23 protein-coding genes are annotated in these 23,808 nt (G+C 74.8%); 12 read left to right on the forward strand and 11 right to left on the reverse strand.

Annotation, left to right across the window (positions count from 1 at the left end; genetic code table 11):
* Window positions 1-133 precede the first annotated feature (133 nt).
* Together ACZ63H_RS19855 and ACZ63H_RS19860 are read left to right on the forward strand one after the other, a co-directional pair.
* A complete protein-coding gene (locus ACZ63H_RS19855) occupies window positions 134-433 on the forward strand; it encodes a hypothetical protein (protein WP_469866710.1) in 300 nt (99 codons plus the stop codon).
* Window positions 434-771: 338 nt separating this feature from the next.
* On the forward strand, window positions 772-1,860 hold the full coding sequence (locus tag ACZ63H_RS19860; protein ID WP_469866797.1) for a GDSL-type esterase/lipase family protein: 1,089 nt from the start codon (window positions 772-774) through the stop codon (window positions 1,858-1,860).
* Between the two features lie 46 nt (window positions 1,861-1,906).
* On the opposite strand, the gene ACZ63H_RS19865 is transcribed toward ACZ63H_RS19860, so the two are convergent.
* Complete coding sequence (locus ACZ63H_RS19865; RefSeq protein ID WP_469866712.1) at window positions 1,907-2,293, reverse strand: DUF2267 domain-containing protein; 387 nt, start codon at window positions 2,291-2,293, stop codon at window positions 1,907-1,909.
* A 320-nt stretch (window positions 2,294-2,613) separates the two neighbouring features.
* Between ACZ63H_RS19865 and ACZ63H_RS19870 the strand changes: the two genes are divergently transcribed.
* The gene (locus tag ACZ63H_RS19870; RefSeq protein WP_469866714.1) at window positions 2,614-3,060 is read left to right on the forward strand and encodes an SPW repeat protein; all 447 of its coding nucleotides are present in this window, start codon (window positions 2,614-2,616) and stop codon (window positions 3,058-3,060) included.
* A gap of 90 nt (window positions 3,061-3,150) precedes the next feature.
* On the opposite strand, the gene ACZ63H_RS19875 is transcribed toward ACZ63H_RS19870, so the two are convergent.
* The gene (locus tag ACZ63H_RS19875) at window positions 3,151-3,528 is read right to left on the reverse strand and encodes an STAS domain-containing protein (RefSeq protein ID WP_469866716.1); all 378 of its coding nucleotides are present in this window, start codon (window positions 3,526-3,528) and stop codon (window positions 3,151-3,153) included.
* Between the two features lie 176 nt (window positions 3,529-3,704).
* Here ACZ63H_RS19875 and ACZ63H_RS19880 point away from each other — a divergent pair, with 176 nt between their 5' ends.
* The 4 genes from ACZ63H_RS19880 to ACZ63H_RS19895 all read left to right on the forward strand — a co-directional run bounded on the left by ACZ63H_RS19880 (window position 3,705) and on the right by ACZ63H_RS19895 (window position 7,887).
* Window positions 3,705-4,193, forward strand: a complete 489-nt coding sequence (locus ACZ63H_RS19880) for a pyridoxamine 5'-phosphate oxidase family protein (RefSeq protein ID WP_469866718.1) — start codon at window positions 3,705-3,707, stop codon at window positions 4,191-4,193.
* A gap of 290 nt (window positions 4,194-4,483) precedes the next feature.
* A complete protein-coding gene (locus ACZ63H_RS19885) occupies window positions 4,484-5,179 on the forward strand; it encodes a response regulator (RefSeq protein ID WP_469866720.1) in 696 nt (231 codons plus the stop codon).
* Window positions 5,180-5,494: 315 nt separating this feature from the next.
* Window positions 5,495-7,255 (forward strand): aa3-type cytochrome oxidase subunit I, encoded by a 1,761-nt coding sequence (ctaD, locus tag ACZ63H_RS19890; RefSeq protein ID WP_469866722.1) that lies wholly within the window; start codon window positions 5,495-5,497, stop codon window positions 7,253-7,255.
* A gap of 2 nt (window positions 7,256-7,257) precedes the next feature.
* Window positions 7,258-7,887 (forward strand): hypothetical protein, encoded by a 630-nt coding sequence (locus tag ACZ63H_RS19895; RefSeq protein ID WP_469866724.1) that lies wholly within the window; start codon window positions 7,258-7,260, stop codon window positions 7,885-7,887.
* A gap of 780 nt (window positions 7,888-8,667) precedes the next feature.
* Here the strand turns inward: ACZ63H_RS19895 and ACZ63H_RS19900 are convergent.
* A complete protein-coding gene (locus tag ACZ63H_RS19900; RefSeq protein WP_469866726.1) occupies window positions 8,668-9,090 on the reverse strand; it encodes a pyridoxamine 5'-phosphate oxidase family protein in 423 nt (140 codons plus the stop codon).
* 118 nt (window positions 9,091-9,208) lie between these two features.
* Window positions 9,209-10,948, reverse strand: coding sequence for a GAF domain-containing sensor histidine kinase (locus tag ACZ63H_RS19905; protein WP_469866728.1), 1,740 nt, complete (start codon window positions 10,946-10,948; stop codon window positions 9,209-9,211).
* A 283-nt stretch (window positions 10,949-11,231) separates the two neighbouring features.
* Between ACZ63H_RS19905 and ACZ63H_RS19910 the strand changes: the two genes are divergently transcribed.
* Window positions 11,232-11,798, forward strand: coding sequence for a phosphatase PAP2 family protein (locus tag ACZ63H_RS19910; protein WP_469866730.1), 567 nt, complete (start codon window positions 11,232-11,234; stop codon window positions 11,796-11,798).
* A gap of 161 nt (window positions 11,799-11,959) precedes the next feature.
* Here the strand turns inward: ACZ63H_RS19910 and ACZ63H_RS19915 are convergent, their stop codons facing one another.
* Window positions 11,960-12,598, reverse strand: a complete 639-nt coding sequence (locus tag ACZ63H_RS19915; protein ID WP_469866732.1) for a TetR/AcrR family transcriptional regulator — start codon at window positions 12,596-12,598, stop codon at window positions 11,960-11,962.
* A 235-nt stretch (window positions 12,599-12,833) separates the two neighbouring features.
* Between ACZ63H_RS19915 and ACZ63H_RS19920 the strand changes: the two genes are divergently transcribed.
* Both ACZ63H_RS19920 and ACZ63H_RS19925 read left to right on the forward strand, forming a co-directional pair.
* Window positions 12,834-13,457, forward strand: coding sequence for a histidine phosphatase family protein (locus ACZ63H_RS19920; protein ID WP_469866734.1), 624 nt, complete (start codon window positions 12,834-12,836; stop codon window positions 13,455-13,457).
* A gap of 190 nt (window positions 13,458-13,647) precedes the next feature.
* On the forward strand, window positions 13,648-14,571 hold the full coding sequence (locus tag ACZ63H_RS19925; protein ID WP_469866736.1) for an NADP-dependent oxidoreductase: 924 nt from the start codon (window positions 13,648-13,650) through the stop codon (window positions 14,569-14,571).
* Between the two features lie 164 nt (window positions 14,572-14,735).
* Here ACZ63H_RS19925 and ACZ63H_RS19930 read toward each other — a convergent pair whose 3' ends face one another.
* Window positions 14,736-16,007, reverse strand: coding sequence for an MFS transporter (locus ACZ63H_RS19930; protein WP_469866738.1), 1,272 nt, complete (start codon window positions 16,005-16,007; stop codon window positions 14,736-14,738).
* A 127-nt stretch (window positions 16,008-16,134) separates the two neighbouring features.
* On the opposite strand from ACZ63H_RS19930, the gene ACZ63H_RS19935 reads away from it, so the two are divergent.
* A complete protein-coding gene (locus ACZ63H_RS19935; RefSeq protein ID WP_469866740.1) occupies window positions 16,135-17,070 on the forward strand; it encodes a LysR family transcriptional regulator in 936 nt (311 codons plus the stop codon).
* 370 nt (window positions 17,071-17,440) lie between these two features.
* Window positions 17,441-18,964, forward strand: coding sequence for an SDR family oxidoreductase (locus tag ACZ63H_RS19940; protein ID WP_469866742.1), 1,524 nt, complete (start codon window positions 17,441-17,443; stop codon window positions 18,962-18,964).
* Between the two features lie 34 nt (window positions 18,965-18,998).
* Here the strand turns inward: ACZ63H_RS19940 and ACZ63H_RS19945 are convergent, their stop codons facing one another.
* From ACZ63H_RS19945 to ACZ63H_RS19965, 5 genes are all read right to left on the reverse strand, one after another.
* A complete protein-coding gene (locus ACZ63H_RS19945) occupies window positions 18,999-20,210 on the reverse strand; it encodes a spore photoproduct lyase family protein (RefSeq protein WP_469866744.1) in 1,212 nt (403 codons plus the stop codon).
* A 123-nt stretch (window positions 20,211-20,333) separates the two neighbouring features.
* On the reverse strand, window positions 20,334-20,570 hold the full coding sequence (locus ACZ63H_RS19950) for a hypervirulence associated TUDOR domain-containing protein (protein WP_469866746.1): 237 nt from the start codon (window positions 20,568-20,570) through the stop codon (window positions 20,334-20,336).
* A gap of 103 nt (window positions 20,571-20,673) precedes the next feature.
* Window positions 20,674-21,549 carry an SDR family oxidoreductase gene (locus ACZ63H_RS19955; protein ID WP_469866747.1) on the reverse strand — a complete coding sequence of 292 codons (876 nt, stop codon included), beginning with the start codon at window positions 21,547-21,549 and terminating at the stop codon, window positions 20,674-20,676.
* Window positions 21,550-21,588: 39 nt separating this feature from the next.
* Window positions 21,589-23,205 carry a phytoene desaturase family protein gene (locus ACZ63H_RS19960; RefSeq protein ID WP_469866749.1) on the reverse strand — a complete coding sequence of 539 codons (1,617 nt, stop codon included), beginning with the start codon at window positions 23,203-23,205 and terminating at the stop codon, window positions 21,589-21,591.
* The gene (locus tag ACZ63H_RS19965; RefSeq protein ID WP_469866751.1) at window positions 23,198-23,692 is read right to left on the reverse strand and encodes an SRPBCC family protein; all 495 of its coding nucleotides are present in this window, start codon (window positions 23,690-23,692) and stop codon (window positions 23,198-23,200) included. The genes ACZ63H_RS19960 and ACZ63H_RS19965 overlap by 8 nt, the downstream gene beginning before the upstream one ends.
* Window positions 23,693-23,808: the final 116 nt, after the last annotated feature.

Below are 23,808 nucleotides of genomic sequence, written 5' to 3' on the forward strand. Positions count from 1 at the left end.
CGAGGACGTGGCGTTCAGCACGCGGTCGGGAACCCGCGCGGGCCTCCGGTCCCGACTCGGCGGGCGTGCTCGGGGCGCCATGGCACGCCTCGGGGCAGTACGCCCTCCATCACCCCGGCCGTGCTTCAAGAGCGTGCCGCACCTGTGCGACGCCCCCGAGGTCTACGGCGTGGCCCGGGAGGGCTCCCGTACCCTCGACGGCTTCACCTTCCGGTTCGCCGGCCCGGGCGACTACGACGCCCTCGCCCGGGAGGTGGCACCCGAACGCCCGCGATTCGCCGCCGGCGCGGGGTCAGCCGGTGCGGAGGCGGAGCCTCGGCTGGGCGTGCCCGTGGGCGGATCGGTCACGGTCGGCTTCACCGGCACCCGGCTGACGGCCACCAGCGCGCCCACGGCGTTCACCCTGAACGGGGCCGCCCGCACGACCGGTTGACGGAACGTGCGGACGCGTCGCCGGCCATCGGCCGCCCGGTAGCCGGCTGTGGGCACCCGCCCCGGCCCCCCTGGTCGCCCACGGGGGCGGGGGACCGGCGCCGGGACGTCCGTCTCCTGGGTGAGGAACCCCGGCGGACGGGGAACCCGAGCCACGAGCGGGCATCTCCCGGTGCCCGGCGCCATCGGCGACCGGTACGGCTCAGGCACGCGTTGGGAGAGGTCATGCAACCCCGCACCACGGCACAGCGGACCACCGCACGGAACGCCCCCGGGGCGGCGGCGGACGGGAGGCTCGGCGGGGGAGCCGGGGACAGCCCCGCACGGCCTGTGCGGGTCATGCCGCTGGGGGACTCGATCACGGCCGGCATGAACAGCACCGGGGCCGCCGGATACCGCGACGCACTCCTGGACCACCTCCACCACCTCGGCCACGACGTCGACTTCGTCGGTCCGCACGTCAACGTCTGGCAACCGCGGGGGGATCCCCACTACGCCGCCGTCTGCGGCATCGGCATCCAGGAGCTCACCCCGCTGCTGCCGCGGTGGCTGCCGGCCGCCCGCCCGGACTGGCTGCTGGTCCACATCGGCACGAACAACATGTACGGCCCCGAGCACACCGACGCCCCCGGGCACCTGCGGACCTTCCTGGAGACCCTGCTGCGCCTGGCGCCGTCCGCCGGCGTCCTGCTCGCCTCGATCATCCCCTCGCGGCTGCCCGAGTGGCAGGCGCACATCGACGCGTACAACCGCCATGTACGCGCGACGGCCGAGGAGTTCGGGCGCCACGGCAGGGTCTTCTTCGTCGACATGGCCCCCGCCCTGCACGCCTCGCCCCACGGCGGCGACGACCTGTCCGACCTCGTCCACCCCGACGACCGGGGCTACGCCAAGATGGCGGCCGTCTGGCGGGACGCCCTGCACGCGCGGCTGCCCGCCCCGGAGGGCGGACCGATCCTCACCCACAACCCGCACCTTCGGACCCCCTGGCTCTCCGAGGCGGCGCAGCGGGCCCGGGGCGACGCTCCCGCCTCCTTCCCGGGCTGGACGAACCGAGGGGTGAACGTCTGCCCCGGGCACCTCGCCGGCCTCGACAACGGCTCGAACGCGGTGGGCCTCGTCAGCGCCCCCGGCCACCTCGGCATCTCCACCCGGCTCGCGACCACCCCCGGCCGCCCGGTACGCGTCACCTTCCGCGCCCGCGCCGACACCCTCGGAAGGGGCGAGGACGCGAGCCCGGCACGGACGTTCGGTGTCCAGGCCGCCGGACACCCGGGGGCCACGGTCACCGTCACCGACGACTGGCGCGCCTGGACGTACGACTTCACCCCCACCGCCCCGGCCACCGAGCTCCGCTTCACCCCGGGCACCCGGCCCGGCCGCGGCCCCCTGCTCACGGACGTCCTGGCCCGCGAGTCGCCGTCCTGAACGAAACCCGCCCGTCCCCGCGCGCCGCCCGTCCGGGTGAGCGTCGTCAGCGCAGGCCCGGCCGGCCGAACAGGTCCGCGTAACCGGGCGGCAGCCGGGACAGCAGGTGGTCGACCTCGCCGCCGGACACCACGTCTGCGACGGTGGACAGGACGGCGCTGGCGTCCCACTCCGCGGTGCGGGGCCGGGCGCCGGTCCGCTCGGCCACCCGTCGCAGGAACTCCTCGTACCCGAGGGCCTCCGGCCGGTCCGGGTGGGCGTGCAGGACGTCGTCCAGCGGCGCGGGCAGTTCCGCCGCCAGGTCGTCGGCCTCCTGCGGGGGGATCCGCTCGGCGAGCACCCGCAGCACCGACGTGCTGATGTGTTCGGCCTCCTCCTGGCTGCGGTACTCCCCCCGGTCGCGGACCTGGGCCAGAAATTCCGCCAGCTTCACGGCGCCCTCCTGGTGCTGGTTCCTTCGGCATGCCCGGACGGGCCCTCCGGGCCGCCGGTGCGCACGGGCGGCACCTCCATGACCGGCCCGCCTCCCTTCCGCGGGGGTGCCCCACCGGGTCCCCGCCGCGCCGCACCCCGAAACCGGCCGCGCGGGCACCGGTGCCGCGCCGCTCGCCCGAGGAGGTCCGGTTGCCCGGCCAAAGAGGTAAATGTGACGTGAATCACACTACGAGGGGTATGGAAGCCGCTTCACTCACCCAAGTGGGGGAATTCGGATAAAAAGCACATAAGCCCAATGCTGGAGAGGGGACGACGCCCATGTCGTATCCGCAGTACTCCACCGGCATGACCGGACACCCCGAGATGGCGGAGATGAGGGATCGGCTCGAACGCACCGCCTCCACCGGCAAGGCGATCGCCCTGGAAGGGCTGATCCTCCTGACCGGTGTGTACACCGCGATCTCACCGTGGGTCGTCCACTTCTCCGGTCAGCCCAACCTCACCGCGAACAACCTGATCATCGGCATCACGACCGCCCTGATCGGTCTCGGCCTGGCCCTCGTGCCCGAGCGGATGTTCCGCCTGGCCTGGGCGCTGGTGCCGCTCGGCATCTGGCTCCTGATCTCCCCGTGGATCGTCACCCCCACGCACGGCGCACGGGCCGGCGTCATCTGGAACAACGTCCTCACCGGCGTCCTCACCATGGCGCTCGGACTGGCCGCCATGGGCCTCACCATCGCGGTCACCCGCCCGGAGCACCGCTGAACCGAGGAGCGTGCCGCACCGCGCCGGTCCGGCACGCTCCCCGCGCGGGCGCGCGGTGTGACGTCGCCGGCTGCAACCGCTCCGTCCACGTCAGCCGCACGGGGAACCGGCGAGGGCCGCGAGGGCCTCGGACACCCGGTCGTGGATCTCGAACTCGCCGTCCAATCCGGCCGTCCGCAGCACCCGCAGGCACAGTCCGCCGTCCGAGACCAGCAGGAGCCTGCCGTGCCGTTCGGCGATCCGGCTCCGCGCCCGGCACAGCAACCCCAGCCCGGCGCAGTCGATGAAGGACACGCCGCGCAGGTCCACCACGAGGCGGGGCCGGCCGACGGCGGTCAGCTCGTCGAGGCGCTCCGCCAGGGGCGGTGGCGTGGAGAAGTCGATGTCGCCGTACAGCCGGACGACGGTGGTCCCGCCGAGGGCGCGTTCGGTGTGACGGGGCGCGGACCCGATGGAGATGTCGGCCATGGTCACAGGAGAACCGGGCCGCCGGACGCGCCGGAAGGGCCGATCGGCCCCCGTTCGCCGCGACGCCCCCTCGGCCTGTGTCCCCGGAAGCCGGGACCGGTGGCCCCTCACGCACGGCCGTGGCCGCGCCCAGCATGGAGCGTGACCCCTCCATCAGGTGAAAGACGGGCTGACTCATGTACCCGAACGACGGTTTCCGCGAACTGGGCCGCCAGGAGTGTCTGGTGCTGCTGGCCACGGTGCCCGTGGGCCGCGTGGTCTACACGCGCCAGGCCCTGCCCGCGGTGTTCCCGGTGAACTTCGCGCTGGACGGCGACGGAGCGGTCCTCCTGCGCGCCGCCGCCGGCTCCGCCCTGGCCCGCGCGGTCGACGGCGCGGTCGTCGCCTTCGAGGCGGACGAGGTGGACGCGGCCGCGCACTCCGGCTGGAGCGTCGTCGTCACCGGCCGGGCCGCCGTGGTGACCGGCACGGCCGAACGGGAACGCCTGGAACGGATCGGCCCGCGCCCCTGGGTGCCCTCGCCGGAAGAGGTCCTGATGCGCATCGATCCGGAGCTGGTCAGCGGGCGCGAACTCGTCGGCGGCCGCACGATGTACGGCGTGCGCCTCTCCGCCCGGACACCCGTACCGACCGCGGGGACCGGGCACCGGCCGGCCCCGGGCTGAAGGCCGGCCGGCACCGCGGCGGGCCTCCCACCGGGCCGACGCCCAGCGCCACGCGTCCTCCGTCGCGGTCGGCCGCCGCGAACACCGCTCACCGGCCGGCACCGCCATCGGCCCGGCCGGCTCCCCGACCGCCCGGAACCGCCGGGCGCCCATGGGCCTCACCAGGGCGATCCGCGAAAAAGGGCCGTCCGGCCCTGGCCGTTCGGCCCCGGTCCGCGAAGGATGCCGCAGGGAAGGCAGTACGGTCCAGAGCGGACGACCACGTGGAACGCGGAAGCAGGGAGCAAGTGATGGCGGACAGCGAGCGGCAGGGCCCCGACGGCACGGTCCGGGTCTTCCTCCTGGACGACCACGAGGTGGTACGGCGCGGAGTGCGCGACCTGCTGAACGACGAGCCGGACATCGACGTGGTCGGGGAGGCCGGCACGGTGGAGCAGGCCCTCGTCCGGGTCCCCGCGCTGCGGCCGGCGGTGGCGGTCCTGGACGTCCGGCTGCCCGACGGCGACGGTGTGACCGTGTGCCGGGAACTGCGGTCCCGCATGCCCGAGCTGGCCTGCCTGATGCTGACCTCCTTCGACGACGAGGAAGCCCTGCTGGACTCGATCATGGCGGGGGCGTCCGGGTACGTCCTGAAGCAGATCCGGGGCTCGGACCTGACATCCGCGGTACGCACCGTGGCCCGCGGCCAGTCCCTGCTGGATCCGAGCGCCACCACGCGGCTGATGGCGCGGCTGCGGGACGGGGCGCGGCAGGAGGAGGAGCAGCCGGACGCCCTGCCCGGCCTGACCGACCGGGAGCGGGAGATCCTCGCCCTCGTCGGCGAGGGCCTCACCAACCGCCAGATCGGCCTGCGGCTGTACCTCGCCGAGAAGACGGTGAAGAACCACATCTCCCGCCTGCTCGCCAAGCTCGGCGTGGAACGCCGCGTGCAGGCCGCGGTCATGGCCACCCAGCTCCAGGACCGGCGGAGGCGGGAAGGCCGCTGAGCCCGCGGAACCGTCGGCGCGGGGGAGGGGCGGCCGTCCTCCGGGTGCGGCGCGGCAGCGGTGCGTTCGGCCCCCTGTCCACCGCCTGACGGCGACCGGCCTCGAACGCGCCCCGTACCGCACGGATGCCGGTGGCCCCGCCGGCATGCCCGCCGTGCCGCCTCTTCGGGAGGGGGCCGTCGGCCCCCTCCGGCCCGCCGGACGGGGACTGTTCGGCCCTATCCGCGCCCCGCACCCCTCGGACGATCATGATGCGGCGGCCGGGAGGACCCGGTTTCACCCGCATCCGCGACGCTTCCCGGCCCGCCGTCGCCCATGGCAGAACGTCTCCATGGCAGAGGGGAAGGACACCGTCCGGTGGACGAGACACGACGACAGCAGGCGGCGGACACCGCGAACCCGAGGGACGACACGGCGGAGGACCGCGCCGCCGTGGAAACGGCCCGGCCGCGGGAACAGGCGGCGAGCGGACGGCCGTCGTGGGCCGAGTGGCTGACGACCACCGACCACAAGAAGATCGGGACGCTCTACCTGGTCACCGCGTTCGCGTTCTTCCTCGTCGGCGGAGTGATGGCCCTGCTGATGCGCGCGGAGCTGGCCAGGCCGGGCTTGCAGCTGATGTCGAACGAGCAGTTCAACCAGGCGTTCACCATGCACGGCTCGATCATGCTGCTGATGTTCGCCATGCCGCTGTTCACCGGCTTCGCCAACTGGATCATGCCGCTGCAGATCGGTGCGCCGGATGTCGCCTTCCCCCGGCTGAACATGCTGGCCTACTGGCTCTTCCTGTTCGGCTCGGCGATCGCGGCGTTCGGCTTCCTCACCCCGGGCGGTGCCGCCGACTTCGGCTGGTTCCTCTACGCCCCGCTGTCGGACGCCGTCCACTCGCCGGGTCTCGGCGCCGACCTGTGGATCATGGGCGTGGCCCTGTCCGGCTTCGGCTCGATCCTCGGCGCGGTCAACTTCATCACCACGATCATCTGCATGCGCGCGCCCGGCCTGACCATGTTCCGCATGCCGATCTTCACCTGGAACGTGCTGCTGACCGCCGTCCTGGTGCTGATCGTCTTCCCGGTGCTCGCCGCCGCCCTGTTCGCGCTGGAGATGGACCGCAAGTTCGGCAGCCACGTCTTCGACGCGGCCAACGGCGGCGCGCTGCTGTGGCAGCACCTGTTCTGGTTCTTCGGCCATCCCGAGGTCTACATCCTGGCGCTGCCGTTCTTCGGCATCGTCTCGGAGGTGATACCCGTCTTCAGCCGGAAACCGATGTTCGGTTACACGGGCCTGATCGGCGCGACGATCGCGATCGCCGGGCTGTCGGTCACGGTGTGGGCCCACCACATGTACGTCACCGGCGGGGTGTTGCTGCCGTTCTTCTCCTTCATGACCTTCCTGATCGCCGTACCCACCGGGGTGAAGTTCTTCAACTGGATCGGCACCATGTGGAAGGGCAGCCTCTCCTTCGAGACACCGATGCTGTGGACGGTCGGCTTCCTCGTCACGTTCCTGTTCGGCGGCCTGACCGGGGTCATCCTGGCGTCGCCGCCGATGGACTTCCACCTCTCCGACTCCTACTTCGTCGTCGCCCACTTCCACTACACGGTCTTCGGCACGGTCGTGTACGCGATGTTCGCCGGGTTCCACTTCTGGTGGCCCAAGTTCACCGGCAGGATGCTCGACGAACGCCTCGGAAAGATCACCTTCTGGACCCTCACGGCCGGCTTCCACACCACCTTCCTGGTGCAGCACTGGCTCGGCGCGGAGGGCATGCCCCGCCGCTACGCCGACTACCTGTCCACCGACGGCTTCACCGCCCTCAACTCCCTGTCCACGATCGGCTCGTTCCTGCTCGGCCTGTCGATCCTGCCGTTCTTCTACAACGTCTGGAAGACGGCCAGGTACGGCAAGCCGGTCGAGGCCGACGACCCGTGGGGCTACGGCCGTTCCCTGGAGTGGGCCACCTCCTGCCCGCCGCCCCGCCACAACTTCCGTTCCCTGCCGCGCATCCGCAGCGAGTCCCCGGCGTTCGACCTGCACCACCCGGAGGTCGCCGCCCTCGAAGGGGCGGGGAAGTAGACATGGCCCAAGCCGTGTTCGCCCTCGGTGCCGGGGCGCTGACCGTCGCGGGTGGCGTCTGGTACCTCCCGGCCCTCGCCGACCTGCGCGCCGGAGCCGACCGTCCCGTCTCCCACCGCCGGGCCGCGGCGGCCTGCCTCACCGGCTGGGGGACGGCCGGGGCCGTCGCGGTCCTGCTGCTGGTCGCCGAGACCTGGTGGACACCCGGCGCGGCCGCCGCGGCGGGCGCCACCCTGACGGTGGGACTGTGCGTGCGCGCGCACGCGTGGCGCCGGCGCGAGACCGAGGAGGCGGCAGGCCACTGGGCACGGCTGAGCCCCGCCCAGTCCCCGCCCCGCCCCGCACGTGAGCGTGGGCACAGGGTCGTCGCCGCCCTGATCGGCTCCGGGTTGGCCGCCGCACTGGCCGTCGCGGTCCTCGCGGCGGCCGCCGGACCCGCACCCGCCGGCCGCCGGGCGGCGGTCGCCCTGTGGCCCTCCGCCGTCGTGGCGCTGTCGCTGGCCGCCGCGCTCGTCTGTGCGCGGAGCCGCCGACGCCGGCGCGCCGAGGCGGGCGCCCGCCGCGCGGCCGGCTCACCGGCAGCGGGACGGCGGGCCGGACGGCGGCGCGCGAGCGGCCCGCTCCGTCCGTGACCGGCGCCGGACGCGCGGGCGCGTACCCGCCGGCACTCACGCGGGCGGGAGGCAGGAGGGCGCGGGCCGTTCGGCCCTTTCGGCAGTCCTGGTCCGGGACTCGCGGGCGGTCTTCGGGGACCGTACGGCCCAAGCGCCGACCGCCCCGCACCGGTGATGCTGTCCGTGACCGCCCGGGAGGGGCCACGGACCGTCGGGTCCGGCTGTCCGGCCACGTCTTCCCGTGTCCATGGGCCGCGGCAGGAACGGCGTACTCCCGGGCGGTTGCCGTCACTTCGGCGTCCTCGGGACCGGCGCAAGGGGAGCGCGCATGGACGCGTCTCCAGCGGTCCACGACCGGACCGGCCGACGGGGCCAGGGCCGCTCGCAGGCCGCCCGTCGGCCGTCGTGCCGCACGCGGGGCAGGAGACCGCCGCCGGCCGTGGCCCCCGGCCCGGCTTCCCGGCCTCCGGCGGAACCGGGGACCTTCGGCCCCTTTCGACGGGCGCATCGGCCGCCGCGCCGGAGCCACGCGAGGGCGGATGCTGGTGCCGACCGGTCCGGAGACATCCGTGTACGACCGCTCCACGCGCCCGCGTGGCCGTTTCCGTGGCCGTCCCCCGCGCGGGTGCCTCGCACGGGCCGGGCCGGTCACCGTCCGGCCGCCCGTCGCGTCCGCCCCGACTCCCGGGCGGCCGGACACGCGCCGGCGCCGCGTACCCGTCGGACGCGGAGGATCCGGGTGGGCGGCGTACGAGCCGGCCCGGGCGGGCGGCAGCGTGCCCGGCCGCCGGAACCCCGTCACGCCGTGCCGCGCGTGCCCCTGATCTCACGGCCGGTGACCAGCTCCGCCTCGATGCGGACGAAGACCCCGTCGCCCGTCACCACCCAGGAGCGCGGGCCGGTCCGCGACAGCCGTTCGTGCTCGCCGGGGTCGGTCACCACCGTCGCCCGGCCGGTGACCACCACGCTCCAGCCGGAGCGGGTCGCGGCCTCGAAGTCGTCCGCCTCGAAGGCCACCACGACCCCGTCGATGGCGCGGACGAGTTCCGAGCCCGCCGACGTCCGCAGCAGGACGGAGTCGTCCGCGTCCAGGGAGAAGTTGACCGGGAGCACCGCGGGCAGCGCCCGCCTGGTGTACACGACACGACCGACCGGTGCCTTCGCCAACAGGCGCAGGCACTCCTGCCGGCCGAGCACGCGAGAACCGTCGTCGTGGAACACCGGTCCATCCTGCCTCCCACGACCGGGACACCGTTAGGGCCGGACGGCCCTTGCCCACCGCTTCGCCGGTTCACCTGTCCGCCGGCTCGTCCGTCCGCCGGGTCACCGGCCGCGGGCGTCAGTCCGTCGCGCAGAGCGGTACGGCCCATTCGACGGCGGTGCCGCTCGGCTGACGTGCGCGCACGCTGAACGTGCCGCCCAGCTGTTCCGCGCGCTTGCGGAGGTTGGCCAGGCCGCTGCGGCGGGTGACCGCCGGGCCGATGCCGCGGCCGTCGTCGGCCACCCGGAGCCGCAGCGCGGTGTCGGTGACCTCCACGCTGACGTCGACGGCGCCGGCGTGCGCGTGCCGCGCGGTGTTGGACAGGGCTTCACCGAGCACGGCCAGCAGGTGCTCGGCCCGGTCGGCCGGCACCGCCGTGTCCAGCAGCCCGGTCATGCGCAGCGCGGGGGCGAACCCGAGGGACTCCGTGGCGCGTTCGGTGGCCGCCACAAGCTGGGCGCGCAGCCCGCTGCCGCGACGGGACCGGTCGTGCTCGCGCAGGCCGTAGATGGTGGAGCGGATGATCTTTATGGTGTCGTCCAGGTCGTCCACGACGCGCTGGACGCGTTCGCTCACCTGCGGCCGGTCCGAGACCCGCCCCAGCGTGGACTGCAGGGACAGCGCGCCCGCGAACAGCCGCTGGATGACCAGGTCGTGCAGGTCCCGGGCGATCCGGTCGCGGTCGTCGAGCACGACCATGCGTTCCGTGTCCCGCCGGTGCTCGGCGACGTCCAGGGCCAGCGCTGCCTGGTCGCCGAACCCGGTGACCATGTCGATCACGGCTTCCGTGAAGAGGGGCCCGCCCGGCACGTTCGCCACCTGCAGCACCCCGCGGACGTGTTCCCGGGTGCCCAGCGGGAGGAGGAACGCCGGGCCCAGCTCCACCACCGAGGCGCTGCCGCCCTCGGCGCGCGGATCGGCGCTCAGGGCGTCGCTGACGACGGTGTCCCCGGACGCGTAGACCTTCGTGGCCAGCGAGGCGGCGGGCAGCGCCAGCCCGCGGACCTCTTCGGCCCGCGCCCCGGAGGCGGCCTCGACCACCAGTTCACCCCCCTCACCGACGGGCACCGCCAACGTGACCAGATCCGCGCCGGTCATCTCCCGCACCGTGCCGGCGAAGGACTCCAGCACCGTGGCGGGTTCCGCGCCGGACAGGAGACTGCGGGTCAGCTCGTTGCTGGCGGCCAGCCACCGCTGGCGTCGGTGGGCGACCTCGTACAGCCGGGCGTTGTCGATCGCCACACCGGCGGCCGCGGCCAGGGTGCGCAGCACCGCCTCGTCGTCGCCGTCGAACTCCGCGCCGCTCTGCTTGTTCGTCAGGTACAGGTTGCCGAACACCTGGTCGCGCACGCGGACGGGAGCGCCGAGGAAACCGGTCATCGGGGGGTGCCCGGGCGGGAAGCCGACGGACGCCGGGTGGTCGGACAGCTTCGCCAGGCGCAGCGGCTCCGGATGCCGGATGAGCAGCCCCAGGATGCCCTCGCCGCGCGGATAGGATCCGATGCGGGCGATGGCCTCCTCGTCCATGCCGACCGTGACGAACTGTTTGATCGTGCCGTCCTCGCCCAGCACGCCCAGCGCCCCGTACTCGGCGTCGACCAGGGCGACCGCGGACTCCACGATCCGGTGCAGCACGACTTCCAGGTCCAGGTCCGAGCCGACCGCCAGCACCGCGTCGAGCAGCGTGTGGACCCGGTCCCGTGCCGCCCGCACCTGTGCCACCTGCTGCTGGAGGTCGTCCAGCAGCGCGTCCAGCCGCAGCTGCGGAGCCCTGGCGGGTGCCTCCACCTCACGCGAACCCCGCGTGCGCTCGTCCACCCCGGCTCCCCTCGCCTTCCCACTGGCCCACCCCAGGATGCCCGACGGGCCGAACCCGCCCGGCACCATCCGGCCGCGCAGCGACAGCGCTGCCCGGACATGCTAGGCCAACGGCCGATCTTCGTACGGCCGGGGCCGGGCCGCCCCGCGGCCGGGCGGGGACGTGCCGCGGAGCACCGCCCCTCTTCCGCAGGCCGTCGGTGTCACCGGCGTGCCCGACGGCTCCCGGCCGCTCCGGGCGATCTTGGGTGTGGGACGGTGTTCCACGGGACACCCGCAGGTCATGACGCTGCTATCGAAAGTGCGTGAAGTCGATCGGGTGGGGACGACACGGGCGGCCTCCCGTATCCCGCCCGGGGTGGGCAGAGCCCTGTCGGCGGTGGAGGAGACGGCCGAGGGCACCAAGCTGTGGTGCGGCGCGGCGGCGGTGATGGCGTGGCGCGGCGGGTGGCGCGGCCGGAAGGCCGCGGCCGCGGGCCTCGCGGCGCTCGCGGTGGCGCAGGTGGTCTCGAACGGTCTGTGCAAGCAACTGGCCGGCCGCCCCCGGCCCCCCAAGGAATGGATTCCCCACGACGAGGTCGACGACCGTCCCGCATCGTCGTCCTTCCCCTCCGGGCACACCGCCGCCGCGGTCGCCTTCACCGCCGCCGTCACCCCCTCGTGGCCGCTCGCGGGCGCCGCGTGCGCGGTGCCCGCGGTGATGACGGCCGTCGAACGGGTGCAGAGCGGCGCCCATTACCCCAGCGACGTGGCGGCCGGTGCCGTCATCGGCCTGGCCGGTGCCTGGCTCGTCCGCCGCGTTCCTCGCCTCTGCCGTCGCCACCCGGTGCGACTCGCCCGCCTGCTGTAGACGGCGGCCCGTTCCGGGGGTCTGCGCCGGACACCGGGCGAGCGCCGGCACGCAGGGCGCGGCGAACGGGGAACCGGCCGGCGGCTCGTGGCCGCGACGGGTCTCCGTCGGTACCCCGAGTGCCCGGCCGCCGTCCAACGGGCGTCTGAGCAACGTGGAGTTCAGCCGCGCGCGAATGCGGCCCGGTACAGATGATCACCCAGCGCGCGGTGCACCAGCTCCAGGACCATGGCGATCACCCGGTGCTCCTCGATGCCGGCGCGCTCCTCGCCCTGGCCGATGAGGTCGTCCAGCAGGCCGTCGGCCGCGTGGTAGGCCATCCGGAACGCCGCGCGGGTGTCGCCCGCCTGGAACGCGCCGGCGTCCGTGCCCTGCTCGACGAACCCGCACATCAGGTCGATGACCCGTTGGTCGGCCTGCCGGCACAGCTCGAGCGCCTTGGCGTTGGCCGAGCCGTAGACGATCCGGTGCAGTTCGGCGTTCTCGACGGCGTGCCCGACGAGGGCGCTCATCACCCGGTCGATGGTCGGCCACCAGCCGTCGCTCTCGTCCAGGATCTCCTGCGTCGTGGAGACGATGGCGTCGACATGGCGCTCCCACAGGGCGCCGAGCAGATGGTCCTTGGACTCGAAGTACAGGTAGAAGGTGCCCTTGCCGATCTCGGCCGCGTCCGCGAGCTCGGAGATGGTGGCGCGCTCGAAGCCCGTCGTGCCGAACACGCGTTGCCCCGCGCGCAGGATGTCGTCCCTGCGGTCGTCGGGGCTCTTGGTGACCCGCTTCCTCCGCGTCGTCGCCGGCATGCCCACCTCCGTTCGAGCGGTGCCGTGGAGTCCGGTCCGGTCGCCCAATATATCCGACCGGCCGCCGGTTCCCGACCGTTGACCGACCGTCGGTCATGCGCGCCCTGATCCGCAAAAAGCGTCTGGCAAACGCTTCTTGACGGCCCATCACCAATGACGAGAACCAGATGAGGCGTGGAAACGTCCCTCCAGGCGTTCACAAGATCACGCACACTCTGCCGGAGGCACCGACCCCATGACCACAAGGGCTGCCCGCTACCTCTACCTCACACGGCACGGTGAGGCCACGCCGGACGAGAGCGGGCTCACGGACGCCGGCCGCCGCCAGGCCGCACTGCTCGGGAAGCGGCTCCGGGGCACCCCGCTGGCCGCCGTGCACCACGGGCCGCTGCGCCGCGCGGAGGAGACCGCCCGGCTGATCGGCGCACAACTCGACGGCGTACCCCTGCACATGTCCGAACCGGCCGGCGACTACATCCCCCACATGCCCCGGAGGGAAGAACTGCCGCCGGAGTCGGCCGACGCCCTGCTGGACCGCCTGTCCCGGTTCCCGGCCGAGGAACGTGAGCAGGGTCCCGCGCTGGCCCGGGCGGCCCTCGCACGGTTCACGGGGCCGGTCGCCGGTGACGAGCCCCGCCACGAACTCGTCGTCACGCACAACTTCCTCATCGGCTGGCTCGTCCGCTCCGCCCTCGACGCGCCCGAGTGGCGCTGGACGGGCCTGAACCACGCCAACGCCGCACTGACCGTCATCCGCTACGCACCGGACCGCCCCGCGTCCCTCCTCCTCTACAACGACACCGGACACCTCCCCGACGCACTGCGCTGGACCGGCTTCCCACCCGAACTCCACGTCTGATGCCGACGGCCGCGCCCCTCCCGGTCCGCCGTGGGCCGGGCGCGCGGCGGGCCGGGACCGAACCGGCGAACGGGCGAACGAAGGGGGCCCGTTCCCGACTCCGCCGCCGCGGGGAATGCGGGGCACCGCCCCCCGGGTTGCCGGTGACGGGACCGCGCGGCATCCGCGCACCGGTGGGAGGGAGCGGCACATGGCCATGGCAATCGCGTTCCGCAGCTACGGAGGGCCCGAGGTGCTGGCGGCGCTGGACGTGGAGGACCCGGTCGCGGGGCCGGGCGAGGTGCGGGTACGGGTGCGCGCCGCCGGGGTGAATCCCGTGGACGTGAAGCTGCGCCGCGGCGACTTCGACGGAACGCGCCCGGTCTCCTTCCCCCAGCGGCTGGGCAACGAGTTCGCCGGTACGGTGGACCAGGTGGGCGCGGGCGTCACCGCGTTCGCCGTCGGCGACGAGGTGCTCGGCTACACGGCCATGCGGGCGTACACCGACGTGCTCGGCGTCCCCGCCGACTCGGTGGTGCCGAAGCCCGCGGGGCTCCCGTGGGAGGTGGCCGGTGGCCTCTCCGCCGCCGGGCAGACGGCCTTCAACGCACTGGGCGAGTTGCGGGTGTCGGCCGGCGAGACCCTGCTCGTCCATGCCGCGGCCGGCGGTGTGGGCACCGTGGCCGTACAGCTGGCCCGGCGGCTGGGAGCCCGTGTGATCGGCACCGCCAGTGAGCGCAACCACGACTACCTCCGCTCCCTGGGCGCCGACCCGGTCGTCTACGGCGACGGGCTCGTCGAGCGGGTCCGGTCGACGGCACCCGAGGGCGTCGACGTGGTGCTCGACGCGGTCGGCGGGGCGGCGGTCACCGCGTCGCTGGAGCTGGTGGCGGACCGCCGCCGGATCGGCACCACGGTGGACCGGCGGGCGGCCGACGAGCACGGCGTCGTACGGCTGCGCGGGTCCCGCTCGACGGCGGTCCTCGCCGAGCTGGCGGCCCTGGCGGCGGCCGGCGACCTGGTCCTCCCCGTCACCGCCACCTACCCCCTGACGTCCGCCGCCGACGCGCACCGGGAGGTCGAGTCCGGCCATGTCCGCGGCAAGGTGGTGCTCACGACGATGAGTGCCGCATGACCCGCCCGCCTCCGGGTCCCCGGCGATCCGGGCGCGGACAGCGCGCAGGCGGCTTCGGCGATCTCTTCCCGTACCGCCCGGCGGGCGGGCTCCCGCAGGCGACCCGTCCCCCACCCGTGACCCCCGCACTCCAGCGGGGCCGGCCGCGGCCGGCGGCCCGGCCGTCAGGCGCGGCTCGGCGCCGGGTCCGGCTCGGGACCGGCCGTCGCGGCGCGGCGGGGCAGGAGCAGCGGGGTCGCGAGCACGAGCACGCCGGCCAGTCCGAGGGCCGTACGCGGGCCGAGCAGGCCGCCCAGGACTCCCCACACGGCCGTCAGGAGCGCGGTCGCGGACCTGGTCGTCACGGTCCACGCGGACAGCGTGCGGGCGGCCCGGTCGGGCGCGGTGCGCTGGAGACGGCAGGTGGCGCAGACGGGGTTGAACACCGCGCAGCAGAAGATGAGCCCCAGCTCGACCCCCATCACCAGCAGCAGCCCTCCGCCGCCCGGTCCCAGGAACGCCAGGCCGACGGGCCACAGCGCGCGCAGCGCCCCGGACCACACCAGGACCCGGTGCTGCCCGAACCAGGTGACGAGCGGCCGGGCCAGCCGCGAGCCGGCCAGCCCGCCGAGGGCGGGGGCGGCGAAGGCGAGGCCGTACTCCCAGGGCGTGAACCCGAGCCGGCCCAGCATCAGGACGGCCAGCAGTGGTTCGGCGGCCATCACCAGGCCGTTGAACAGGGCGGTGTTGAAGAACAGCGGACGCAGCGCCGCGTCCGCGAGGATGTACCGCCAGCCGTCGAGCAGGTCACCGGCCCGCATGCGCGCGGCCCGCCGGTGCTCGGGCCGGGCCTCGCGGCCGCCCATCGCGCGGATGCCCAGGGCCGAGAGCAGATAGCTGACCGCGTCGGCCACCACCGTCGCCACCGGGCCGAGGAGCCCGATCGCCGCGCCGCCCAGCGGCGGTCCCACGATCGTGGTCGTCCAGGCCGTGGACTCGAACCGGGCGTTGGCGACGAGCAGGTCCCCGGCCGGCAGCAGCGTCTTCAGATACGCCCCCGAGGCGGCGCGGAAGGTGATGTCGGCCGCCGCCACGACGACCGAGACCAGCAGGAGCTGGAGGAAGGTGAGGACACCGAGCGCGAACGCGGCCGGGACCGTCAGCAGTGCCGCGCACCGCACCAGGTCCATCGCGATCAGCACCGGCCGCTTGCGGCGGAACTCCGTCCACGGACCGAGCGGCACCGCGACGGCGGCGCCCACCGCGGCCCCCACGGAGGAGAGCGCGGCGACCTCGGCCGGCCCCGCGTGCAGCACCCGGATGGCGATCAGCGGGAACGCGCCGAAGGCGAGCCAGGTGCCGAGCGCGCTGGTCCCGTACGCCGCCCACAGCCACCCGAACCGCCGCCCCAGCCGATGCCCCGGCAGGTGTCCCGGCCGGTGCCGCCCACTTCTCATGTCCGCGTCCCCTCGCCTCGCACAACCGAACCGCGACCGGGAGCATCAAAGCGAGCGCCGTAGCCTGGGATCAAACAACCGCCGGGCCACACACCACAACCGGTGGTTGTGGCCCTAGGGTGACCGCATGGACCTCGACACCGTCCGGACCTTCGTGGCCGTCGCCGACGCGGGGCAGTTCCAGGGGGCCGCCGCCGAGCTGTCGCTCACCCAGCAGGCCGTCTCCAAGCGCATCGCCGCGCTGGAGCGGAACCTCGGGGTGCGGCTGTTCACCCGCACCCCGCGCGGCGCCGAACTCACCATCGACGGGCAGGCGTTCCTGCCCCACGCGCGGGAACTGCTGCGCCTCGCCGAGCGAGCGGTCACCTCCGTGCGCGCCGGCCGCCGTCCGCTGCGCGTCGACGTGATCGCCTCGCGTGGCGCGGCGTCGGGCCTGATGCGGGACTTCCACCGCGCGCACCCCGGGATCGAGCTCGACGTGCTGTGGCTGTTCGACATCGAGGCGGCCGTCGCCGCCCTGCGGTCCGGTGAGATCGACGCGTCCTTCCGCGCCGTGGCCGCGCCCGGCCGGCCCCTGCCCGAGGACATCGAGTCCGTGCGGGTGCTCGACGAACCGCTCGAACTCCTCACCGGCCCCGCCCACGCCCTGGCGGGCGCCCGCTCCGTGCCCCTCGCGCGGCTCGCCGGACACCGCATCTGGATGCCCGGCGTCGTCCCGGGTACCGAATGGGCCGCCTACTACGACGACCTCGTGGCCGGGTTCGGCCTCACCCTGGAGGCGACGGGACCCAACTTCGGCTCCGACGCGCTCCTGGACACCGTCGCCGACACCCCGGCCCTGGCCACCTTCATGGGCGGGCACACCCGCCTCGTCTGGCCCGCCGGCCACGGCCTGCGCCGCATCCCGGTGACCGACCCGACCCCCGTCTACCCGCACTCCCTGCTCTGGCACCGCGACAACCCCCATCCGGCGCTGGCGGCCCTGCGCGCCCACCTCGCCGCCACCGCGGCCGGCCACGACGCCGCCGGCACCTGGACGCCGGACTGGGTGCTGCCGCGCTGACCATCGCCGCCCCGGCGCCCACCCGGCCCGACGCGTGAGCGGCGGCCCACCGGTCGCGGGCGACCGCCCTGCCCGCGCCTGGGGCGGCGCCCGCCGGCCGAGGCCCGGGTCCGGCACGCCGGCGAGCGGCTCGACCGTGCCCCGCGCCGCGCCCTCCGGGCCGGGAACCGCACGCAGGCGCCGGCACTGCCGCGACGCGCCTCGGGAAGCCCGGGCCGTCGGCCGCCGTCGCACCGCCGGCCCCCGGTCGCGACCGCCCCTCGGTCCTCCGGCGTACGGCCCCGCCCGTCACCCGATCGGCCCGCGTCCGGGCGCGGCCGGGCGTGCGGCCCGCACCGTGGAGACGGGAACGGAGACGGCGGGAGCGACCATGAGCGACGACACCACACCGGCGGACGACGGGCTCACCTGCCTGGTGACCGGCGCCACCGGCTACATCGGCGGCCGGCTGGTGCCGGAACTGCTCGCCGCGGGACACCGGGTGCGCTGCCTGGTCCGCACACCGGCCAAGCTGCGCGACCACCCCTGGGCCGGGCAGGTGGAGATCCTCCGGGGAGACGTGACCGACGCCGAGTCGGTGGCACGGGCGATGGACGGCGTGGACGTGGCCTACTACCTCGTGCACGCCCTCGGCACCGGGCACGGTTTCGAGGACACCGACCGTGCGGCGGCCCGGATCTTCGGCGACGAGGCCCGACGGGCCGGCGTCGGCCGGCTCGTCTACCTCGGCGGTCTGACCCCCGCGTCCGTGCCCGAGGAGGAGCTGTCGCCGCATCTGCGCTCCCGCGCCGAGGTCGGCCGCATCCTGCTCGCCTCGGGCGTCCCCACGGCCGTACTGCGTGCCGCCGTGATCATCGGTTCGGGTTCCGCGAGCTTCGAGATGCTGCGCTACCTCACCGAGCGGCTGCCGGTGATGGTCACCCCGCGCTGGGTGCGCACCCGGATCCAGCCCATCGCCGTACGGGACGTGCTGCGCCTGTTGACCGGCTGCGCCCGCCTGCCCCGCGAGGTGCACCGCGCCTTCGACATCGGCGGCCCGGACGTGCTGACGTACGTCGGCATGATGCGCCGCTACGCCTCCGTGGCCGGTCTGCCCCGGCGGCTGATCCTGCCCGTGCCCGTCCTCACCCCAGGGCTGTCCAGCCACTGGGTGGGCCTGGTGACGCCGGTCCCGGCCTCGATCGCCCGCCCGCTGACCGAGTCCCTGCGCCACGAGGTGGTGTGCCGCGAGAACGACATCGAACGGTACGTGCCGAGTCCCCCGGGACACCCGATCGGCTTCGACGACGCCGTCCGGCTGGCCCTCCAGCGGATCCAGGAGGCCCAGGTGAGCACCCGGTGGTCGTCGGCTTCCGTGCCCGGCGCGCCCAGCGACCCGCTGCCCACCGACCCCGACTGGGCGGGCGGCAGCCTCTACACCGATGTCCGCGAACGCGACGCCGATGTCTCACGGGAGGCGCTGTGGGACGTCATCGAGGGCATCGGCGGGGAGAACGGCTGGTACTCCTTCCCGCTGGCCTGGGCGGTGCGCGGGCGGCTCGACCGGCTCGTCGGCGGCGTGGGCCTGCGCCGGGGCCGGCGGGACGCCCGCCGCCTGAGGGCCGGCGACTCCCTGGACTTCTGGCGGGTCGAGGAGATCGAACGCGGCCGCCTGCTGCGGCTGCGCGCCGAGATGCGGCTGCCCGGCCTGGCCTGGCTGGAGATGTGCGTGGACGGCGGCGACGGCGGACCCGTCCGGTACCGGCAGCGGGCGCTGTTCCACCCGCACGGACTCCTCGGCCACCTCTACTGGTGGGGTGTCTCGCCGTGGCACGCGGTCGTCTTCGGTGGCATGGCCCGCAACATCGTCCGCACCGCCGAGCGCGCGGCACGGCCACCCGCCGGGCGCCGGTGAACGGGCCGGGACGCGGAAGGCGCCGGGCCGCGGGTCAGAAGGCGTACCGGATGCGCAGCCACGGCGCGTGGGCCGCGACCAGGTCGCGCAGGGTGTGCACGGCCCGCGCTTTGACCCGGCTGTCGTAGCGGACGTTCAGCGCCCCGTTCTCGGAGCGCTTGTCCTGTTGCAGCCCCGGCTGCCAGAGCAGCTCCTCGGCCCGGGGGTGCCAGCCCAGGTTGACCTCGTGCAGGTCCCGGTTGTGGGTGAGCAGGATCACCTCGGCGGCGGCCTGCCGCTTGACCCGGCCGGGCAGGACGTCGTCGAGCTGCCGCAGCAGCTCGGTCCAGGCCTCCTCCCAGCCGGGGCGCAGCACCACGGGGGAGAGGTTGAAGTGCACCTCGTAGCCGGCGTCCAGGAAGTCCGCCGCGGCGGCGATCCGGTCGGCCACCGGTGAGGTGCGCACGTCCAGCAGCCGTGAGTCCGCGGCGGGCATCACGGAGAAGCGGACGCGGGTGCGGCCCCGGGGGTCCAGCGCCAGCAGGTCGGGGTTGACGAACTTGGTGGCGAACGAGGCCTTCGCGGTGGGCCAGTGGCGGAAGGCCCGTACCAGGTCGGCGGTGTTGTCGCTGATCAGCGCGTCCACCGAGCAGTCGCCGTTCTCGCCGATGTCGTAGACCCAGGCCGAGTCGTCGCACTGGTTGGGTTCCGGTTTGCGTCCCTGGCGCGCGATGTGCCGGGCCAGGTGGGCGATCACGGCGTCGATGTTGGTGAAGACGGTGATGGGGTTGGCGTACCCCTTGCGGCGCGGGACGTAGCAGTAGGCGCAGGCCATGGCGCACCCGTTGGAGGGGCCGGGGGCGATCCAGTCGGCGGACCGCCCGTTGGGCCGCGTGGTCAGCGTCTTCCGCTCGCCCAGGACCAGCGTCTCGCCCTTCACCCGCACCCAGCGCTCGATGTTGCCCTCGTTGCCGTGCAGCCCCGGGATGCCCCAGTGCGAGTCCACCTCGATCAGGTCGGCGTCCGGGAAACGGGCGAGGATGCGGCGGCCGCGCGGGGAGGCGGCGGCGGCCGGTTCCGCGTAGATCGTCCGGACGGGCAGCAGGCGGCGGGCCGCCGGCGACGCGTGGAACGGGACGCGGCCTTCCGGCCCGTGCCCGGGCCCGGTGCCGCAGCGCTCGGGCGCCTCCGGGGCGGCGTCCAGCGCGTCGAGGCCGAACAGGGCGTCGAGGCCGTCGTCGCCGGGGCCTGCGGGGGGATACGTCATGCGCGTTCTGCCGATGGGTAGGGGAAGGGCTGCCCGTGGGTCAGGGAGCGCCTTCCACTGTAGGCGTCCGGCGCGCACCGCCGGCGCCCCGTTCGGAGCGCGGGGGCGTGCGGAGCGCGGGCGTCACTTCTTCCGCTTCAGCGCCGACGGCTTGTGCACGGCCGTACGTCCGGACTTGTCGCTGCGCACCTCGTACTGGGGTGCGTCGGGCGCGGCGTCCACCGTGCGCCCGGACGCCTCGGTCCGCTCGGTGATCTTCTTCTCGACGGTGCCCGTGGTCTCGCTGCCGTGACTGCGCCAGGCGACCTTGTCGCCCTTGGCCGGCTCTCGCCCGCCGGAGGTCTTCTTCGTCCTGCCCATGCCGGGTGCTCCCGTGCGGAGGTCGGGGAAGGGGGTTCCCTTCCAGCGTGCGCGCGGGTAGGGCGGCCCGCATCCGCGCGCACGCCGCAGGCCGCCGGTCCGGTCACGGCTCCCGCCGGCTCGCCGCCTTGTCGGCCTCGCCGCCCGCGCCCAGCAGTCCGGTCGCGGCGAGGCGGCCCTCCAGGCGGGACAGGTCGTGCCGGGACAGGCGCAGGATCAGGGGCGGGAGCGCGGCGCGCGCCGGTTGCACCAGCCGCAGCCAGCCGGGGGCGTACACGGCGGTCCTGCGGCGCTCGATGCCCCGTACGATCCGTTCGGCGACCGGCTCCACCGGGCGGACGCGGCGGGCCGGGCCCGGCATGCGGCCGCGCAGCTCGCGCAGCGCCGCGTGCCGGCCGGCGTCCCGCACCAGGTCGGTGTCGGTCCAGTTCGGATAGGCGATGCCGACGGCCACGCCCTGGCAGGCCAGCTCGGCGCGCAACGCGTGCGCGAAGGCCTCCGCGCCGGCTTTCGACGCGCAGTAGGCGCTCATCAGCGGAACCGCCCCGAGGGACGCGAGGGAGGCCATCAGCAGGTAGTAACCGGCCGTGGCCCGCAGATCCGGCAGGAAGGCCCGCGCGGTCTGGGCGCTTCCGGTGAGGTTGACGTCGATCACCCGCCGCCAGTCGGCCGGGTCCGTGGCGGCGAAGGGGCCGCCCTGCGCGACACCGGCGTTGGCCACGACGACGGACGGCGGCCCGAGACGGCGCCGCACCTCGTCCGCCGCGCCGCGCAGGGCCTCCAGGTCGGTCACGTCCGTCTCCACCGCGATCGCCGGTGCAGGCAGCCGGGCGGCCAGCTCGTCCAGCAGGCGCTTCTCGTGCCCGAGGAGCGCGGGGCGGGCGCCCCGCCGGGCCACCTCCCGCGCGAGTGCGGCCCCCAGGCCCCGGGCGGCACCCGTGACGACGACGGTCCGGCCCGCCAGTGGACTTCCTCGCACGATCTCCGCCTTCCGTTCGCGGGTGCTGCCCGGCCCCGTTCAGCGCTTGCGGCCGGTGCGGTCGCGGCCGGTCAGGAGGCGTTGGGCGCCGGCCAGGGCGGTCGTCCGGGAGGTGCGCAGCGCGGCACGGGCCGCGTTGGCGCCGGGAGCGCCGTGCACCCCGCCGCCGGGGTGGGCGCCGGCGGAGGCGAGGAAGAGACCGTCCACGGGTGTCTCCGGCCGCCCGGTCCCGGGCACCGGGCGGAACACGAGCTGCTGGTGGACGGCGGTGGTGCCGCCGTTGATGGCGCCGCCCGGGAGATTGGCGTCGAGCGCCTCCATCGTGGGCGGCGCGAGGACGCGCCGGGCCCGGACGAGGCGGCGGAACCCCGGGGCGAACCGTTCCACCTGCCGTTCCACCCGGTCCGCCATGCGCTCCTGGTCGGCCGGGCCCCAGGCACCGGTGATGCCCTCCTCGCCCGCGTCCGCCCGGATGTCGTGCGGGACGTGCGTGTACGCCCAGGCGGACTCGGTGCCCTCGGGCGACCGGGACGGATCCGCCGTGGTCATCTGCCCGAACAGGGCGAAGGGGCGGTCGGGCACCTGGCGCATGGCGATCTGCGCGGCGAAGCGGGTCAGCTCGTCCACCCCGTCGGCCAGGTGCACGGTCCCGGCCCGCGCGGCCTGCGGGGCCCGCCACGGCACCGGACCGTCGAGCGCCCAGTCCACCTTGAACGTCGCGAAGTCCCACTGGAAACGCCGCAGGTCCTCCATCAGCTGCGCGGGCAGGTGCTCGGCTCCCACGAGCTGCCGGTAGAGGACGGGCACGGCCACGTCGGCGAGGACGGCCTTGGCCGCGGGCACCGCACCGGAGTGGGTACGCACCCCCACGGCACGCCCCCCACGCACGATGACGCTCTCCACCCGCTCCCCGCAGCGCAGCTCCCCGCCGCGCGAGCGCAGCCGCCGGGTCAGCGCGTCCGTGAGCGCGCCGGCACCGCCGGCCGGCACCGGAAAGCCGTAGGTCTGCGCGAGCATCGACATCAGCCAGCCGAAGCCGCCGCTGCCCGCGGACTCGGGCGCCAGGTCGGCGTGCAGGGCGTTGCCGGCCAGCAGGAGCCGGCCGCCCTCGCCGCGGAACTCCTCCTCGCCCATCCGGCGCACCGGCAGGACGAGGGTGCGCGCCGCGCGCAGCCCGCCCGCCGCGCGCAGGGTCCACAGCAGCCGCATGGCGGACCTGACCGGCGGGAACGGCGTGAACAGGGCGCCGAGGAGGTCCGTGCGCAGCGTCTGCCACAGCTCGAACAGACGCCGCCAGGCCGCGCCGTCGCCGGGCGCGAAGGCTTCCAGGGACGCGGCGGTGACGTCGATCCGCCGGTCCAGCACCGCGCACCTGCCGTCGCTCAGCGGGTGGGCCAGCACCTGCGGCGCGTGGCTCCAGCGCAGGCCGTACTCCTCCAAGTGGAGCGCGGACAGCACGGGGGAGGCGGCGGCCAGGGGGTAGAACGAGCTGAAGAGGTCGTTGACATAGCCGGGGTGCACGCCCCGGTCGTGCCGGACCGCGCCGCCCGGCTCGGGCTGTTCCTCCAGCACCAGGACGCTCCAGCCGGCGTCGGCGAGCACGTTGGCTGCCACCAGCCCGTTGGGGCCCGCTCCGATGACGACCGCGTCAGGCACCGTGGGCCTCGCGCACTTCCCGGGCCTGCCGTCCGGCCGCTCCGCGGGGGCCGTGGCCCCGGTCACCGCTGCACCGGGCGAGCCGGGCGAGCATGGGACGGTGGCGCAACTGGATCAGCGCTTCGACACCGACGTTGTGCAGGACTGCCCCGGCCCCCTGCAGCGGGTGTTCGTCGGCGATGACCAGGCAGTGCTCGCCCCACGGGCGCAGCTCGATGGAGAAGCGGGCCGTGCCGAGGAAACCGGCGAGGATCTCCAGCTCCAGCGCGGAGCCCTCCTGGCAGCGCCGCACGATCGTCTCGTTGGCGAGCCGGAGCGGCCCGATCCGCACCTCGTAGGCGAGCGAGGAGCCCTCCTGCGGCCACCGGCCGCTCTTCGGGTGGGAGGCCCCGGTGCCCACCACCCACTCCGCGTACCGGTTGCCGTCGGCCAGGACGTCCCACACGGCTTCCGGGGCGGCCTTGATCAATCGGTGGCGCACGGCCATGGGTTCCTCCTGGTGGCGAGCGGGTGGGCGCGCAGCACCGGGTGCCCAGGCGAGGGCGGTCCAACCAGGGCGGACCCGCCGCGTCCGGGCCGGGGCGGGCCCGGACGCGTCCGGCC

Source organism: Streptomyces sp. NPDC104831, assembly GCF_055583025.1.

Excerpts from the sequence above, each read along its gene's own strand:
- ACZ63H_RS19870 (WP_469866714.1), top strand. The coding sequence starts at position 2,614 with ATGTCGTATCCGCAGTACTCCACCGGCATGACCGGACACCCCGAGATG.
- ACZ63H_RS19885 (WP_469866720.1), top strand. The coding sequence starts at position 4,484 with ATGGCGGACAGCGAGCGGCAGGGCCCCGACGGCACGGTCCGGGTCTTC.
- ACZ63H_RS19945 (WP_469866744.1), bottom strand. The coding sequence starts at position 20,210 with ATGACGTATCCCCCCGCAGGCCCCGGCGACGACGGCCTCGACGCCCTG.
- ACZ63H_RS19925 (WP_469866736.1), top strand. The coding sequence starts at position 13,648 with ATGGCCATGGCAATCGCGTTCCGCAGCTACGGAGGGCCCGAGGTGCTG.
- ACZ63H_RS19915 (WP_469866732.1), bottom strand. The coding sequence starts at position 12,598 with ATGCCGGCGACGACGCGGAGGAAGCGGGTCACCAAGAGCCCCGACGAC.
- ACZ63H_RS19920 (WP_469866734.1), top strand. The coding sequence starts at position 12,834 with ATGACCACAAGGGCTGCCCGCTACCTCTACCTCACACGGCACGGTGAG.
- ACZ63H_RS19950 (WP_469866746.1), bottom strand. The coding sequence starts at position 20,570 with ATGGGCAGGACGAAGAAGACCTCCGGCGGGCGAGAGCCGGCCAAGGGC.
- ACZ63H_RS19965 (WP_469866751.1), bottom strand. The coding sequence starts at position 23,692 with ATGGCCGTGCGCCACCGATTGATCAAGGCCGCCCCGGAAGCCGTGTGG.
- ACZ63H_RS19860 (WP_469866797.1), top strand. The coding sequence starts at position 772 with ATGCCGCTGGGGGACTCGATCACGGCCGGCATGAACAGCACCGGGGCC.
- ACZ63H_RS19875 (WP_469866716.1), bottom strand. The coding sequence starts at position 3,528 with ATGGCCGACATCTCCATCGGGTCCGCGCCCCGTCACACCGAACGCGCC.
- ACZ63H_RS19940 (WP_469866742.1), top strand. The coding sequence starts at position 17,441 with ATGAGCGACGACACCACACCGGCGGACGACGGGCTCACCTGCCTGGTG.
- ACZ63H_RS19910 (WP_469866730.1), top strand. The coding sequence starts at position 11,232 with ATGACGCTGCTATCGAAAGTGCGTGAAGTCGATCGGGTGGGGACGACA.
- ACZ63H_RS19895 (WP_469866724.1), top strand. The coding sequence starts at position 7,258 with ATGGCCCAAGCCGTGTTCGCCCTCGGTGCCGGGGCGCTGACCGTCGCG.
- ACZ63H_RS19880 (WP_469866718.1), top strand. The coding sequence starts at position 3,705 with ATGTACCCGAACGACGGTTTCCGCGAACTGGGCCGCCAGGAGTGTCTG.
- ACZ63H_RS19935 (WP_469866740.1), top strand. The coding sequence starts at position 16,135 with ATGGACCTCGACACCGTCCGGACCTTCGTGGCCGTCGCCGACGCGGGG.
- ACZ63H_RS19930 (WP_469866738.1), bottom strand. The coding sequence starts at position 16,007 with ATGAGAAGTGGGCGGCACCGGCCGGGACACCTGCCGGGGCATCGGCTG.
- ctaD (WP_469866722.1), top strand. The coding sequence starts at position 5,495 with ATGGCAGAACGTCTCCATGGCAGAGGGGAAGGACACCGTCCGGTGGAC.